13 protein-coding genes, 2 tRNA genes and 1 pseudogene are annotated in these 14391 nt (G+C 69.3%); 11 read left to right on the forward strand and 5 right to left on the reverse strand.

Annotated elements, in window-relative coordinates; translation table 11 throughout:
• The first annotated feature begins 10 nt into the window (after window positions 1-10).
• Window positions 11-691, forward strand: coding sequence for an AIM24 family protein (locus AB0436_RS16575; protein ID WP_366468572.1), 681 nt, complete (start codon window positions 11-13; stop codon window positions 689-691).
• A gap of 16 nt (window positions 692-707) precedes the next feature.
• A complete protein-coding gene (locus AB0436_RS16580; RefSeq protein ID WP_366468573.1) occupies window positions 708-1463 on the forward strand; it encodes an AIM24 family protein in 756 nt (251 codons plus the stop codon).
• A 64-nt stretch (window positions 1464-1527) separates the two neighbouring features.
• Here the strand turns inward: AB0436_RS16580 and AB0436_RS16585 are convergent, their stop codons facing one another.
• Together AB0436_RS16585 and AB0436_RS16590 are read right to left on the reverse strand one after the other, a co-directional pair.
• Window positions 1528-2067, reverse strand: coding sequence for an NUDIX domain-containing protein (locus AB0436_RS16585; RefSeq protein WP_366468574.1), 540 nt, complete (start codon window positions 2065-2067; stop codon window positions 1528-1530).
• On the reverse strand, window positions 2064-3506 hold the full coding sequence (locus AB0436_RS16590; RefSeq protein ID WP_366468575.1) for a zinc-dependent metalloprotease: 1443 nt from the start codon (window positions 3504-3506) through the stop codon (window positions 2064-2066). Before AB0436_RS16590 ends, AB0436_RS16585 begins: the two co-directional genes overlap by 4 nt.
• A 242-nt stretch (window positions 3507-3748) precedes the next feature.
• Between AB0436_RS16590 and AB0436_RS16595 the strand changes: the two genes are divergently transcribed.
• From AB0436_RS16595 to AB0436_RS16610, 4 genes are all read left to right on the forward strand, one after another.
• Window positions 3749-4861, forward strand: coding sequence for an SDR family oxidoreductase (locus tag AB0436_RS16595; protein WP_366468576.1), 1113 nt, complete (start codon window positions 3749-3751; stop codon window positions 4859-4861).
• Between the two features lie 123 nt (window positions 4862-4984).
• The gene (locus AB0436_RS16600) at window positions 4985-5443 is read left to right on the forward strand and encodes a molybdenum cofactor biosynthesis protein MoaE (protein ID WP_366468577.1); all 459 of its coding nucleotides are present in this window, start codon (window positions 4985-4987) and stop codon (window positions 5441-5443) included.
• Window positions 5444-5634: 191 nt separating this feature from the next.
• Window positions 5635-5805, forward strand: coding sequence for a hypothetical protein (locus AB0436_RS16605; protein ID WP_366468578.1), 171 nt, complete (start codon window positions 5635-5637; stop codon window positions 5803-5805).
• Between the two features lie 85 nt (window positions 5806-5890).
• Window positions 5891-6985: a PDZ domain-containing protein gene (locus tag AB0436_RS16610; RefSeq protein ID WP_366468579.1), complete on the forward strand. Its 1095-nt coding sequence runs from the start codon at window positions 5891-5893 to the stop codon at window positions 6983-6985.
• Window positions 6986-7041: 56 nt separating this feature from the next.
• Here the strand turns inward: AB0436_RS16610 and AB0436_RS16615 are convergent, their stop codons facing one another.
• Window positions 7042-7602 (reverse strand): PPA1309 family protein, encoded by a 561-nt coding sequence (locus tag AB0436_RS16615; protein ID WP_366468580.1) that lies wholly within the window; start codon window positions 7600-7602, stop codon window positions 7042-7044.
• Between the two features lie 136 nt (window positions 7603-7738).
• Here AB0436_RS16615 and AB0436_RS16620 point away from each other — a divergent pair, with 136 nt between their 5' ends.
• From AB0436_RS16620 to AB0436_RS16635, 4 genes are all read left to right on the forward strand, one after another.
• Window positions 7739-10615 carry a UPF0182 family protein gene (locus tag AB0436_RS16620; protein WP_366468734.1) on the forward strand — a complete coding sequence of 959 codons (2877 nt, stop codon included), beginning with the start codon at window positions 7739-7741 and terminating at the stop codon, window positions 10613-10615.
• A gap of 95 nt (window positions 10616-10710) precedes the next feature.
• A tRNA-Met gene (locus AB0436_RS16625) sits at window positions 10711-10784 on the forward strand.
• 219 nt (window positions 10785-11003) lie between these two features.
• Window positions 11004-12809 carry a tetratricopeptide repeat protein gene (locus AB0436_RS16630; protein WP_366468581.1) on the forward strand — a complete coding sequence of 602 codons (1806 nt, stop codon included), beginning with the start codon at window positions 11004-11006 and terminating at the stop codon, window positions 12807-12809.
• Window positions 12810-12883: 74 nt separating this feature from the next.
• Window positions 12884-12957 (forward strand) — tRNA-Met (locus tag AB0436_RS16635).
• 128 nt (window positions 12958-13085) lie between these two features.
• On the opposite strand, the gene AB0436_RS16640 is transcribed toward AB0436_RS16635, so the two are convergent.
• Window positions 13086-13502 (reverse strand): Fur family transcriptional regulator, encoded by a 417-nt coding sequence (locus AB0436_RS16640; protein ID WP_366468582.1) that lies wholly within the window; start codon window positions 13500-13502, stop codon window positions 13086-13088.
• Window positions 13503-13668: 166 nt separating this feature from the next.
• On the opposite strand from AB0436_RS16640, the pseudogene AB0436_RS16645 reads away from it, so the two are divergent.
• A pseudogene (locus AB0436_RS16645) lies at window positions 13669-13956 on the forward strand (catalase-related domain-containing protein); the annotation flags it as partial.
• 33 nt (window positions 13957-13989) lie between these two features.
• Here the strand turns inward: AB0436_RS16645 and AB0436_RS16650 are convergent.
• Window positions 13990-14388 (reverse strand): CBS domain-containing protein, encoded by a 399-nt coding sequence (locus AB0436_RS16650; protein WP_366468583.1) that lies wholly within the window; start codon window positions 14386-14388, stop codon window positions 13990-13992.
• Window positions 14389-14391: the final 3 nt, after the last annotated feature.

Consider the following 14391-nt stretch of genomic DNA (forward strand, 5'->3'; position numbering starts at 1 on the left):
GGAGCCCGTCATGAATCAGCAACTCGCGGGCTTCGCCCCGACCCCGATCACGGCCCGCATGGAGAACCACGGCAGCAAGATGCTGAAGGTCGCCATGCAGACCGGTCAGGATCTCCTCGCGCGCACCGGCTCGATGGTCGCGTACGAGGGCTTCGTCCAGTACGAACCGAACCCGCCGGCGGTGCGCCAGATCGCCCGTGACTGGATCACCGGTGAGGGCGCGCCGCTCATGAAGTGCTCCGGCGACGGACTGCTCTACCTCGCCGACTACGGCGCGGATGTCGTCGTCATCAACCTCGACAACGACGCCCTCTCGGTCAACGGCACCAATCTGCTGGCCCTCGACGCGAGCCTCACCTGGGGTGTTGAACGGGTCAAGGGCATGGCGAAGCTGGCCGGCCAGGGCCTGTGGAACATCCAGGTGTCGGGGACCGGCTGGGTCGCCATCACCTCGCGGGGCACCCCGCTGGTGGTGAACTGCGGCAGCGGCGAGGACGAGACCTACGTCGATCCGGACGCCCTGGTCGCCTGGTCCCCGAACCTCAAGGTGAAGGGCAAGCGCAGCTTCAAGGCCGCCTCGCTCATCGGGCGGGGCAGCGGCGAGGCGTACCAGATGGCGTTCTCCGGACAGGGGATCGTCGTCGTACAGCCGAGCGAGGACAGTACCGACCGCCTGCGGATCCGGCACTGAGGGGAGCCAGAACATCATGCAGAGCCCGCTTTTCAACTACACGGAACAACAGACCCAGGAGCGGTACACCGCGCAGAACTCGCAGCTGCTGCGGATCGCGCTGGCCGGGCACGACGACATCCTCGCCCGCAAGGGATCGATGGTCGCCTACCAGGGACTGATCGAATTCGATGCCGAGTATCAGTCGAACCAGCAGCGCCGCGCGCGTGCGCACACGGGTGAGGGACTCGACCTGATGCGCTGCCACGGGCAGGGCACCCTCTATCTCGCCAATCTGGCGCAGCACGTGCACATCGTGGACGTGGACCACGAGGGCCTGACAGTGGACAGTGCTTATGTCCTGGCGATGGACTCCAGCCTCAGCTACACGGTCGTCGCGGTGGACAGCCAGTACGGCATCTCCGGCTCCGGCAAGTACCAGCTCGTCATCACCGGGCAGGGCAAGGTCGCGCTGATGACCTCGGGTCAGCCCCTGATGATGCAGGTCACACCGGACAAGTACGTCAACGCCGACGCCGACGCGATCGTCGCCTGGTCGTCGGGGCTGCGGGTGCAGATGCAGGCACAGACCCACTCGTCGAACGTGCGACGCCGCCGCGGCGACACCGGTGAGGGCTGGGAGCTCAGCTTCCTCGGACAGGGCTTCGCGCTCGTCCAGCCCAGCGAGGTGATGCCGCCGCAGCACGCACAGATCGGGCAGGGACTGCGCGCGCAGTACGGCGTGGGCCAGCACGGGGCGCACGCGCAGAACCAGGGCAACGCCTGGAACTAGCCGGGCACGGCTGAGGGGCCCCGAGCGGGGCCCCTCGAGCTGTCAGCCGCGGTTCAGAGCGGGTTCAGAGCGCTGCCCGGGTGCGCTCCACCAGCCGTCGCACCGAGCCGTCCGCGACGTCCGCCACCTCGGCGTAACCGAACCAACGGAGGTCCAGCGATTCGTCGCTGATCATTTCCACCGCTCCGGGCGTCGCCAGCGCCGCGTACTGCACATCGAGGTGCCAGTTGCAGGGCGCCGGAATCGCGTGCCGGTCCAGCGTCACCGGCCCCCCGGACAGCAGCGTCAGCCCCGCGATCCCGGACTCCTCCGTGGCCTCGCGCAGCGCCGCCGCGGCGAGCGCGGTGTCGCCCGGTTCGCAGTGGCCGCCCATCTGCAGCCACCTGCGCAGCTTCCGGTGGAGGGTGAGCAGCACCCGGCCGCGCTCCGGATCCACCACCAGGGCGCTGGCCGTGATGTGCCCCGCCTCGCAGGACTTCCACATGCCGTCGGGGCGCGCCGCGAGGTGGTCCAGATAGCGCTGCCGCAGCTCCTCCTGGTCCGCGCCGTGCCGCTGGCCGTTGTAACTCTTGAGTACCCGGACCGCGTCGTTGTGCAGGCTCACTTGTCGGTGTCGTCCTCGTCGTCCCTGTCGCCCTTCGCCCGGTCGCCCTTCTCCGGATCCGGCTTGCCGGAACCGGGGCGGGGCGCCCCGCCGGCGGCTTCGCCGAGCATCTTGTCCAGCTCGGAGAAGTCCGCCGTCTCGTGGTGCACGAAGCCGTCCGGGTCGTCCAGGTCGGAGGCGGTCGGCAGCATGTCCGGGTGCTCCCAGAGCGCGTCCCGTCCGTCGACGCCCCGGGCGTCGGTCAGCGAGGCCCAGAGCCGCGAGGCATCCCGCAGCCGGCGCGGGCGGAGCTCCAGGCCGATCAGGGTGGCGAAGGTCTGTTCCGCGGGGCCGCCGGAGGCCCGACGCCTGCGCAGCGTCTCGCGAAGAGCGTCCGCCGAGGTCAGACGGGTCTTCGCGGCCTCGTGGACCACTGCGTCCACCCAGCCCTCGACCAGCGCGAGGGCCGTTTCCAGCCGGGCCAGTGCGCTCTTCTGCTCCGGGGTGTCCTCCGGCTGGAACATGCCCTGCTGGAGCGCCTCCTGCAGCTGCTCGGGGTGCGAGGGGTCGAGCTGGCCGACCACGTCCTCCAGCTTGGAGGTGTCGACCTTGATCCCTCGGGCGTACCCCTCGACCGCACCGAACAGATGCGAGCGCAGCCACGGCACATGGGCGAAGAGCCGCTGGTGGGCGGCCTCGCGCAGGGCCAGATACAACCGGACCTCGTTCTTGTCGATGCCCAGGTCCTTGCCGAAGGCCTCGATGTTCAGCGGCAGCAGCGCGGCCTTGCCGGCCGGGCCGAGCGGCAGGCCGATATCGGTCGACCCGACGACCTCGCCGGCGAGCACGCCCACCGCCTGCCCGATCTGCTGGCCGAACATCGCTCCGCCCATGGACCGCATCATGCCGAGCAGCGGGCCCGCCATGGCCTGCATCTCCTCGGGCAGTATGCCGCCCATCGCCGCACCGACCCGCTCGGCCACCGGGTCGACGAGTTCCTTCCACACCGGCAGGGTCGCCTCGACCCACTCGGCGCGGCTCCAGGCGACCGCGGTACCGGCTCCGGAGGGCAGCGAGGTCGCGCCGTCGAGCCAGAGGTCGGCGAGGCGGACGGCCTCCTCGACGGCGGACCGCTCGGCGGGGCCCACACTGGTGTCCTTGGTGCCGTCCGAGGTGCCCTGGGCGACCTGCTGGCGTGCGATGTCCTTGGCCATGTCCCAGTTGACCGGCCCGCCCTCGTAACTGAGCATCTGGCCCAGCTGCTGGAAGGCCGCACCCAGATCGTTGGGGTTCATCGAACCGAACATCGCCGCGAAGGGATTGTCGCCGCCGCTGCCGGGCCCGAACCCGAGCGGATTCATCGGGGACTGCCCGCCGCCCTGGCCGCCCTTGCTCTTGCCCTCGTCGCCGTCCTCCGGCTCCTCCGGCGGAAGGCCGAATCCGAATGGAGTGTCACTCACGGGTTTCCTCGGCTCGTAGGGCCGTCGGCCGACTGGCCGACAGCGATTGCCCGACAACACCACCCAGGGTAGAGGGTGAGGGCCCGGTCAGGCCGGGTCCGACCGGGCGGTAGTCCACCGGACACTCCGCCCGGATGAGGGCTGAGTGCCTCGCCGGGGCGGGGCCTGCGGCAGGATGGACGCCACCTGGTCCGTACGTGTCAGTTCGCGTACGTACTGAAGACAACCGCTGGAGACGCCCGGTGAGTTCCCCAGATCCGCAGGTTCGCGCAGCGCGAAACCTCTCAACCAAGTCCCCCCGAGGACCCGTCGTCGCGGTGACCGGAGCCGCTTCCGGCGTCGGCGCGCTGCTCGCCCAGCGTCTGGCCGCGTCGGACGAGGTCAAGCAGGTGGTGGCCATAGACGAACGCCGCGGTGAGGTCTCCGCGGCGACCTGGCACGTCCTGGACGTACGGGACCCGGCCATCGCGGAGAAGCTGCGCGGCGCGGACGTCGTGGTGCATCTGGCCCTCGACCTGGATCTGGAGACCGACGCGGCCGCCCGTACGGCCTACAACGTGCGCGGCACCCAGACGATCCTCACGGCGGCCGCTGCGGTCGGCGTGCACCGAGTCGTTCTGTGCACCTCCGCGATGGTCTACGGCGCCCAGCCCGACAACGACATCCCGCTCTCCGAGGACGCCGAGCTGCGGGCCACCGCGGAGGCGACGGGGGTCGGCGACCTGCTGGAGATCGAGCGGCTCGGCCGTCGTGCGCCGCGCGCTCATCCCGGCCTCAACGTCACGGTGGTCCGGCCCGCCGTGCTGGTCGGCGGCACCGACACCGCGCTCACCCGCTACTTCGAGTCGCCCCGGCTGCTCGTGGTCGCGGGGACCCGCCCGACCTGGCAGTTCTGCCATGTCGACGACCTGGTCAGTGCGCTGGAGTACGCCGCACTGGAGAAGGTCGACGGCGAGTTCGCAGTCGGCTGCGACGGCTGGCTCGAGCAGGACGAGGTCGAGGCGCTGAGCGGTATCCGCCGGATGGAACTGCCGTCCGCCGTCGCGCTGGGCGCCGCGGCCCGGCTGCACCGGATCGGTCTGACCCCGTCCCCCGCCGGGGACCTGGCCTACACCATGCACCCCTGGGTGGTGAGCGTCGGCCGACTGCACGACGCGGGGTGGCGACCCCAATGGACCAACGAGGAGGTACTCGCGGAACTGCTGGAAGAGGTCGCCGGGCGGTATACGGTCGGCGGCCGTCGGCTCGGCCGCAAGGACGCCACGGCCGCGGGCGCTGCGGGCGCCACGGTCGCGCTGCTGGGCACCGCGGCGCTGGTCCGCCGGGCCCGCAAGGCGCGACGCGGCCGTATCTAGTGCCGCCGGCCCCGCGAGGCGGGGTGCGCCGGGCCTGCTCTGTAGGACGCTCCAACGGGCCGCCGCCGGTGCCGGGCGAAAAGGCTATTCCGCGCCGGCCTGCGGGTACGGCACCATGGCGGCATGGCATCAACCAACGATCACCCGGGCGAGCAGGCGGCGCAGGACCCCATCCGGCTGCTGGCTGTTCGTGAAACTCCGCTGAGCCTTGACGAGGTTTTCCGGGCCGTCGGCGACGACGCGGCCGGCGGCACGGCGCTGTTTGTCGGCACGGTGCGTGACCACGACGGCGGCAGCGATGTCGAAGCCCTCGGCTACTCCTGCCACCCCTCGGTCGAGGCGGAGATGCGACGTGTCGCCGAGAAGGTCACCGGCCGGTTCCCGGTGCGGGCACTGGCCGCGGTCCACCGGGTGGGGGATCTCGCGGTGGGGGATCTCGCGGTCGTGGTCGCCGTCTCGTGTCCGCACCGCGGCGAAGCGTTCGAGGCGTGCCGCATGCTGATCGACGACCTGAAGCACGAAGTGCCGATCTGGAAGCACCAGACGTTCGCGGACGGTTCCGAAGAGTGGGTGGGCGCGTAGCGCCTCGTTGGGGGGCGGTGGTCGGGCGACGGGAGGGCGGGTGGGCGCGTAGCTCCTCGTTGAAGACCAGCTGGCAATTCGTCCGATTGCCCGATTTGCGTAACCACCCCCCTACCGCGAGCGTTGACTCCGCAGACGGTTAATCTGTTGATCAGTCGGTACGCGGCTGATCATGGGGTCGGGAGGTCGGGATGGCTGCACTCGCCTGGTTGCTGATTCCGTTTTTTGCCGCGGTCGGAGCGGCGGTGTGGGGCAGCTGGGCCGCGAAGCATCGCGCGATCGGCGACGGCGCCGAACTCGCGGGCTATGCGCGGTTCCGTGACGCCATGGAGAAGGCCGGGTCCGGTTCGGACCTGCTCTGAGCACGGCGACCCGGGTTTCGCCATGGGCTCCGGGACGAACCGGCCCCGACGAGGCACCGACAGAGCTGTCCCGTACTGTCGTTCCATGCCACGCCGCACCCTGACGCTGCTCACCTCGACGCTCGTTCTGATCGCGCTGCTGTGCGGCGGAGTGTTCCTCACCGTTCCGTACGGGGAGATGAGCCCGGGGCCGACGGTGAACACGCTCGGCAAGTCCGGGGGCAAGCCGGTGCTGCAGATCTCCGGGCACAAGACCTACCCGACGTCCGGGAATCTCAACATGGTGACCGTCCGGGTCACCACCGCCGACTACAACATGAACCTGGTCGAGGCGGTTTACGGCTGGCTCGCCCACGACACCCTGGTGGTACCGCACAACACGCTCTACCCGCAGGGCACCACCGAGCAGGAGTCGACGCAGCAGAACGCCGAGGAGTTCAGCGAGTCCCAGGAGAGCGCCAAGGTCGCGGCCCTCACCGAGCTGGGCATTCCGGTGAAGTCGCGGATCGTGGTCTCCACGGTCGTCAAGGACAGCCCCGCCGAGGGCAAGCTGCATGCGGGCGATCTCATCAGGGCCGTGGACGGCACGCCCGTCAAGGAGCCCACCGACGTGGCGAAGCTGGTCACCAAACACAAACCCGGTCAGGATGTCGTCTTCACGGTGGTCCCGGCCAAGGCCGCGGCCGATGCCGCGAAGGCGGGCACGGAGTCCAAGGGCAGCAAGAAGGTCACCATGACCACGGCAAAGGCCCCGGCCCCGGACACCGGCCGTGCGATCGTCGGCATCACGGCCGGCACCGACCACACCTTCCCCTTCGACATCAACATCAAGCTCGCCGATGTGGGCGGCCCGAGCGCCGGCCTGATGTTCTCCCTCGGCCTCGTCGACAAGCTGACGCCGGGCAGCCTGACCGGCGGCAGGTTCATCGCGGGTACCGGCACGATCGACGACCAGGGGCAGGTCGGCCCGATCGGCGGCATCGAGATGAAGCTCATCGCGGCGCGCAATGCGGGCGCCAGGTACTTCCTGACACCCGCCGACAACTGTTCGGCCGCGGCCGCCGACACACCGTCCGGCCTCACGCTGGTGAAGGTGAAGACCATGGACGGCGCGAAGAAGGCGCTGGACGAGATCCGCACCGGGGACACCGCCTCGCTGCCGAGCTGCTCGGCGAAGTAGCCGGCGCAACGAACGCGGCGGCCCGCGGTGCCCCCGTGCGGAGCGGCACCGGTCGGTTACGCCTCGAAGGTCACCGACAGCGCCTCGGCGAGCCCCGGCACCAGCTCCGAGCCGGTGAGCACCTCGTTGGGGGAGTCCTTCGCGCGCAGCCGCAGCGCGGACTCGCGAGTGCCGTCACGGAGCACCGCGACCGTCATCCGCACCTCCTGGCGGTCCGGGTGCTTGGCCACCCAGTCCGTCAGCTGTGCCTCGTCCATCCCTTCCGGCACGGAGGCCTCGGCGGACGGCGGCAGCATCAGCCGTTCCACCGTCATCGCACAGCCGGCCACCGCGTCGGGCCAGGCGATGGTGGCGAGGAATTCGTCGAGCGGGGTGGTGGACGGGATCTCGTCCTGCTCCACGGGGGTCAGCGAAGCGGCGGGTTCGCCGCCGTCGAGACCGAGCTGGGCGGCGAGGCCCGGCTCCTGGCTGCGCAGCTTCGCGGTGTCCACGAGTGCGAAGAGCCGCGCGGGCTGGTCCCAGCCGAGGCCGGACGCGTACTCGTCGATCTCCAGCACCGCCACCGTGAGCGGACTGGAGGCCATCGGAGGGCCTGAGGGTGAAGAAACGTTGGGCATGGGCAATATCCTGCCCTCTTCCACCCCGGAAGCGGGAACTGAGTAAACCCTCAGTAAGTTGCATGAGTGGGCTCTACGATCGCTGGGCCTGCTCCACACGACCGCGAACTTCGAGGTGCGCACGTTGGCTTTCCAGATGCCGGACCGCGGCGGAGGCCCGACCGGGCCACGGATCAGAGTGGGACGGCCGTCCCGCCGCGCCCGGACCCTGCTGTTGACATTGGGCGTGCTGGCCGTGCTGGCCATGGCGTTCGTGATGTTCGCCGGGTTCTGGACCGACTGGCTCTGGTACCGCTCCGTCGACTACTCGTCCGTTTTCACCACCACCCTGTGGACGAAGATCGGACTGTTCCTCGTCTTCGGCGTGCTGATGGCCGCGGCCGTCGGCGTCAACATCTGGCTGGCGCACCGGCTCCGGCCGCCGCTGAGCGCGATGTCCCTGGAGCAGCAGAGCCTCGACCGTTACCGGATGGGCGTCGCACCGTACAAGAAGTGGCTGCTGCTCGGGATCACCGCGCTGGTGGGGCTGATCGCGGGTGCCTCCGCCACCAGCCAGTGGCGCACCTGGCTGATGTTCGTCAACGGCGTGCCCTTCCACCAGAAGGACCCGCAGTTCAAACTCGACGTGTCGTTCTACGCGTTCGATCTGCCCTGGTACCGCTTCCTGCTGGGCTTCGGTTTCGCGGCCGTCGTGCTGTCCCTGATCGCCGCAGCGCTGGTGCACTATCTGTACGGCGGACTGCGGGTGACCAGCCCGGGGGCGCGTGCCACCTCGGCGGCCACCGGCCATCTGTCGGTGCTGCTCGGCGTGTTCGTCGCGCTGAAGGCGGTGGCCTACTGGCTCGACAGGTACGGGCTCGCCGTGAAGTCCAGCGACTTCAAGGCCACCGGTAACTGGACGGGCTTGCGGTATGTGGACGCCAACGCCTACCTCCCGGCGAAGACCATCCTGTTCTGCATCGCGGTCATCTGTGCCCTGCTGTTCTTCGCGACGCTCTGGCGCCGCACCTGGCAGCTGCCGGTGATCGGGTTCGGTCTGATGGTGCTCTCGGCGATCCTGATCGGCGGGCTCTACCCGGCGATCGTGCAAAAGTTCACGGTCGAGCCGAACGAGCAGGCCAAAGAAGCGCCGTACATCCAGAAGAACATCAAGGCCACCCGCGACGCCTACGGTATCGCCGATACGGACGTCGACAACTACTCCGGCAAGAGCAGCACGAAGGACACCACCAAGCAGCGCAGCGACGCGAATGCGGCGGCCAGTTACCGGCTGATCGACCCCAACGTCGTCTCGCCGACCTTCCAGCAGTTGGAGCAGAAGCGGAAGTACTACGGCTTCCCGGCGACGCTGGATGTGGACCGTTACAACGGCCAGGACACGGTGATCGGCCTGCGCGAGCTCAACATCGCGGGCATCCAGAAGCACAACTGGATCAACGACCACTTCACGTACACCCATGGCTACGGTGCGATCACGGCCAAGGGCACGGCCACCGACAGCAACGGCGCCCCGGTCTTCACCGAGTCGGGGCTGCCGACCACGGGCAAGCTCCCCGCGTCGTACCAGCAGCGGATCTACTACGGCGAGAAGACCACCCAGTACTCCATCGTCGGAGGCCCGCAGAAGGAACTCGACTACGAGGACAACGGCGAGAAGACCACCAGCTATGCGGGGAAGAGCGGGGTCGACCTCTCGAACCCGGTGAACCGCGCGGCGTACGCCGTGGCCTTCAGCGAGCCGCAGATCCTCTACTCGGGAGCCATCGGCGAAGGTTCGAGGATCCTCTACAACCGCACCCCGAAGCAGCGCGTCGAGGCGGTCGCCCCCTGGCTGACCATTGACGGCGACGCCTATCCGGCGGTGGTCGGCGGGAAGATCCAGTGGATCGTGGACGCCTACACCACGAGCAACGGCTATCCCTACGCCTCGCGTACGACCCTGGGTGACACCACGGCCGACTCGCTGACCGACAACCAGCGTGCGGTGGTGGCCCAGCAGAACCAGGTCAACTACATCCGCAACTCGGTGAAGGCCACCGTCGACGCCTACACCGGGCAGGTCAAGCTCTACCAGTGGGACACCAAGGACCCGGTCCTGAAGACCTGGATGAAGGCGTTCCCGAACACGGTCAAGAAGAAGGCCGACATCCCGGCGGACCTGAAGGCGCATCTGCGTTATCCGCAGGACATGTTCAAGGTCCAGCGTGAGCTGCTCACCCGCTACCACGTGACGGACCCCAAGCAGTTCTACAGCGGCAGTGACGCCTGGCAGGTGCCCAACGACCCGACCACCAGGGACAACAGGGCTGTTCCGCCCTACTACCTGTCGATGAAGTTGCCCGGCCAGAAGGGCACGGGGCAGCAGTTCTCGCTCACCACCACCTTCACGCCGAGCGGGCGTCCCAACCTCGGCGGCTTCATGGCGGTCGACGCGGACGCGGAGAGTCCGAATTACGGCACCATAAGACTTCTGAGAGTCACCTCGGAAGTGCCGGGCCCCGAGCAGGTGCAGAACAAACTCAACAGCCTGCCCGATGTAGCCACCTTCGTGAGAGATATGAAGGGCGCCGACTCGGACATCGAGTACGGCAACCTGCTGACCGTGCCACTGGACGGCGGCTTCCTGTACGTCGAGCCGGTGTACGCGCAGGGGCGCAACTCGCACTACCCGCTGCTGAAGAAGGTGGCCGTCTCGTATGCGGACGCCGATTCGCCGGACGGGGACACCACGGCGTTCCGCAACACCCTGGCGGAGGCCTTGAACGAGGTCTTCGGGGCGGACGGCGCGCAGACCACGCCCCCGGACACGGGCACCACCCAACCGCCGGCCACCGGGAACGACGCGTTGAAGAAGGCCATCGCGGACGCCCAGGACGCGTACGACGCCGGCCAGGCAGCGCTGAAGAAGCAGGACTGGACTGCCTACGGCAAGGCCCAGAAGGACCTGCAGGACGCCCTTCAGCGGGCTGCCGACGCCGGCGCCAAGGCCAAGTCGAGTCAGAAGGGCGGCTGACCACCAAGCCTGATCAGGGCGAAAAGCCCTGATCAGGCGGGACCCGACGCTGGTGAAGTTCCTCCTCGCACCGTGATACGGTTGTCACACAACGGCGCGGGGTGGAGCAGCTCGGTAGCTCGCTGGGCTCATAACCCAGAGGTCGCAGGTTCAAATCCTGTCCCCGCTACTGAAGACTGAGGGCCCGGATCTCGGAAGAGGTCCGGGCCTTCGTCATACACCGGGCGGACTCGGATCGGTGAGCGACAGGTGAAATCTCCCTGCGCCTACCGGGAGTTGGCGCTCGTTCATGTTTCACTTATCTCTCTGTGGGCATGTCGACAAAACGCTGAAGTGACCTCCTGGGCTGCGATATACCAGGTGTACGCGGGTTGCGGGTGGTGGGACGATGGGGTTTATGGGGGACAGGGCAACTCTGTTGGAGACAGGGCGGTTTGTGCACACGCACGCCGAGCGTGCCGAGCACGGCGGAGACGTCGTCGGCGCGCAGGACACGGCTGACGCCGAGACCGAGGCGCGGCACCGACGTGGCGCCGAGAGCGGCGACGCCGCCTCGATGAGCGCGCTGGGCGCGCTGCTGCTGCGCCGCGGCGACCTCGACGGCGCCGAGCGCTGGCTGCGTGCGGCCACCGCCGAGGGCGACCGGGCCGGTGCCAACAACCTGGGTGTCCTGCTGCACCAGCGGGGTTATGCCGACGAGGCGGCCGGCTGGTGGCGGATCGCCGCGGTCGCCGGTTCCGCCGCTGCCGCTCACGCGCTGGGCCGTCACCACCGGGAAAGGGGCGATGAGCCCGCCGCCGAGTACTGGCTGCGCCAGTCCGCCGAATCCGGCCACGCGCTGGGCGCCTACGCCCTGGCCGACCTGCTGGAGCACCGCAGCGATGTGGGTGCCGAGCGCTGGCTGCGCGCCGCTGCCGAGCAGGGCCACCGGGAGGCGGCCTATCGCCTGGCCCGCGCACTGGACCGGGCGGCCGCCGAGGAGTCGCCGGCCGCCGAGGCCGAGCAGTGGTACCGACAGGCCGCGGCCCGTGGTCACCGGCGCGCAGCGCTGCACCTCGGAGTGATCCTGGAGAAGCGTGGCGACCTCAAGGAGGCCGGCCGCTGGTATCTGACCTCCGCGAAGGACGGTGAGGCCCGCGCCGCCTGCGCGCTCGGCTTCCTGCTGCGCGACGCGGGCGACGAGGAGAGCGCCGCCGTGTGGTGGCTGCGTGCCGCCCAGGAGGGCGACGGTAACGCCGCCAACGCGCTGGGGGCCCTCCACACGGCCAGGGGTGAGCAGCAGACGGCCGAGCGCTGGTACCGCAGCGCCATGGACGCGGGCGACGTCAATGGCGCGTACAACCTCGCGCTGCTCTGCGCCGCCCAGGACCGCAAGGCCCAGGCCGAGCAGTGGTACCGCCGCGCCGCCTACGCCGGTCACCGCGAAGCCGCCAACGCGCTCGCCGTCCTGCTCCTGCAGAACGGCGACCCGGCCGGCGCCGAGCCGTGGTTCTCCAAGGCGGCCGAGGCGGGCAGCGTGGACGCCGCCTTCAACCTGGGCATCCTGCACGCCGGCCGCGGCGACGACCGCCGGGCGTTCACCTGGTACGAGCGGGCGGCGGCCGCAGGCCACACCGAGGCCGCTCTGCAGGTCGGCATCGCCCTGCTCCGGGACGGTGAGGAGCACACCGCGGAGCGCCATCTGCGCTGCGCGGCGGGCGGTGGGAGCACCGAGGCGGCCTTCCGGCTCGGCGCCCTGCTCGACTCGCGGATGCCGCCGCCGGGACCGCCGATACTCGGCGAGCCCGTCACGGACAAGAGCGAGTGCGAGGAGTGGTACGAGCGGGCCGCCGAGCACGGGCACCGCCGCGCCCAGGTGCGCGTCGGCATGCTCGCTGCATCCCGCAACGACATCGAGGCGGCGGCACGTTGGTACCGGGAGGCCGCCGAAGCGGGCAGCCGCAACGGCGCCTTCAACCTCGGTCTGCTGCTCGCTCGGGAGGGCAACGAGCGGGAGGCCGGCTTCTGGTGGGCCAGGGCCGCGAACGCCGGTCACGGCCGCGCCGCGCTGCGCATCGCGTTGCTCGCCATCCGCCGTGGTGAGCTGGCCGAGGGGCGGAAGTGGTGCGCCCAGGCCGTGGAACTGGGCCCCGCCGAGGTCGCTGAGCGTGCCGCCAGGCTGTCCGAGGCACTGCGGCAGGAACTGAGCGCCTAGCGGGCGCACATCGGGACTCCGTTCATGGATTTGCGCTGGTCGACCGGGCCGACGTAGAGTTGCCATCACAACGGCGCGGGGTGGAGCAGCTCGGTAGCTCGCTGGGCTCATAACCCAGAGGTCGCAGGTTCAAATCCTGTCCCCGCTACTGAAGACTGAGGGCCCGGACTCGAAAGAGTCCGGGCCCTCAGTCGTAGGCCCAGTCGTATGACCAATCATCTGAACTGCCCGGTCCTCTGAACGCCCCGCCCGCAGGAGTGGGGCGTTCCCGTCGGATCAGGCGGAGGCGCAGGCCGGGCAGATGCCCCGGTAGGTGACCTCGACGTCCGAGACGGTGAAGCCGAAACGCTCGGTGTCGGGGAGATCGGTCAGCGGGTTTCCGGCCGGGTGGACATCGCGGATCGCACCGCACTGCGCGCAGACCAGATGCTGGTGCGGGCGGTGGGCGTTCGGGTCGTACCGCTTGGCTCGGCGGTCTGTCGAGACCTCGATGACCTCACCGAGGACGACCATCTCGCCCAGGGTGTTGTACACGGTCGCCCGGGAGATCTCGGGCAGCTTCGCCACGGCACGCGCGTGTACCTCGTCGGCGGTCAGATGCACATGATCCCCGTCGAGGACCTCGGCCACGACACGACGCTGGGCGGTCATCCGCCAGCCGCGTTCGCGCAGACGTTCCAACAGGTCACTCATGGAGCCCAGCTTAACAGGGGAAAAGACCCGGTCCGGAACGGGTGTGACATTGGACTGAGAATTGAATTGGACAAAGTCCAATGTAGGATCGAACCCGTAATCACCCGGTGACAGGACTGGCAGGATCCACGCAGGAGGCGCACGTGACGCAGGGCCACTCACCACGGAGACTGGGGCTCCGGTAGCCGACGAGTGGCAGTCCACCCCGGTCGGCGGTGGCACCGGCAACCACGAGGCGCCCAGCCACCCCGAGGACAACGACTTCGTCCAGCCGGGCAATCTCTACCGCATGATGTCCGAGGACGAGAAGAGCCGGCTCGTCGCGAATCTCGCCGGTTTCATCGCGCAGGTCTCGCGGGACGACATCGCGGAGCGGGCGATCAACAACTTCCGCCAGGCCGACGGTGACTTCGGTAAGCGTCTCGATGCCGCGGTGCAGCAGCTGCGCGCCTGACGCCGGGCCAGGGGCCGAAGAGGCGCGGGCGCATCAGGAGGTCAGCGCCGCTTCGGCCCTGGCGGGCGCCCAGCAGCGGATGATGTCGCGCACCGACACGACACCGACCGGGCCCGCGTCGTCGAGCACGATCAGGTGGCGGAAACCACCGTTCGACATCGCCTCGGCGGCTTCCTCCAGGGTCCAGGAGGCTGCGGCGAAGACCACGTCGGTGGTCGTGTGCGCACCTGCGGTCTCCCGGTCGGGGTCGAGCCCCGCGCCCACCGCGTTGAGGATGTCGCGCTCGGTGAGAATGCCGAGCCCGCTGGTGTCGGGGTCGAGAACGACGGCCGCGCCGATACGGCGCGCGGACATCAGACAGGCGCACTGGCGGAGGGTGTGTGCGGGACCGATGGTGAGAATCACCGTACTCATCGCGTCGCGGACGAACATGAA

The organism is Streptomyces sp. NPDC051322 (assembly GCF_040689485.1).
GTDB lineage: Bacteria > Actinomycetota > Actinomycetes > Streptomycetales > Streptomycetaceae > Streptomyces.

Coding starts and splice junctions, on each gene's coding strand:
- AB0436_RS16630 (WP_366468581.1), top strand. CDS start 11,004: ATGGGGTTTATGGGGGACAGGGCAACTCTGTTGGAGACAGGGCGGTTT.
- AB0436_RS16620 (WP_366468734.1), top strand. CDS start 7,739: ATGCCGGACCGCGGCGGAGGCCCGACCGGGCCACGGATCAGAGTGGGA.
- AB0436_RS16650 (WP_366468583.1), bottom strand. CDS start 14,388: ATGTTCGTCCGCGACGCGATGAGTACGGTGATTCTCACCATCGGTCCC.
- AB0436_RS16640 (WP_366468582.1), bottom strand. CDS start 13,502: ATGAGTGACCTGTTGGAACGTCTGCGCGAACGCGGCTGGCGGATGACC.
- AB0436_RS16575 (WP_366468572.1), top strand. CDS start 11: ATGAATCAGCAACTCGCGGGCTTCGCCCCGACCCCGATCACGGCCCGC.
- AB0436_RS16600 (WP_366468577.1), top strand. CDS start 4,985: ATGGCATCAACCAACGATCACCCGGGCGAGCAGGCGGCGCAGGACCCC.
- AB0436_RS16605 (WP_366468578.1), top strand. CDS start 5,635: ATGGCTGCACTCGCCTGGTTGCTGATTCCGTTTTTTGCCGCGGTCGGA.
- AB0436_RS16610 (WP_366468579.1), top strand. CDS start 5,891: ATGCCACGCCGCACCCTGACGCTGCTCACCTCGACGCTCGTTCTGATC.
- AB0436_RS16615 (WP_366468580.1), bottom strand. CDS start 7,602: ATGCCCAACGTTTCTTCACCCTCAGGCCCTCCGATGGCCTCCAGTCCG.
- AB0436_RS16580 (WP_366468573.1), top strand. CDS start 708: ATGCAGAGCCCGCTTTTCAACTACACGGAACAACAGACCCAGGAGCGG.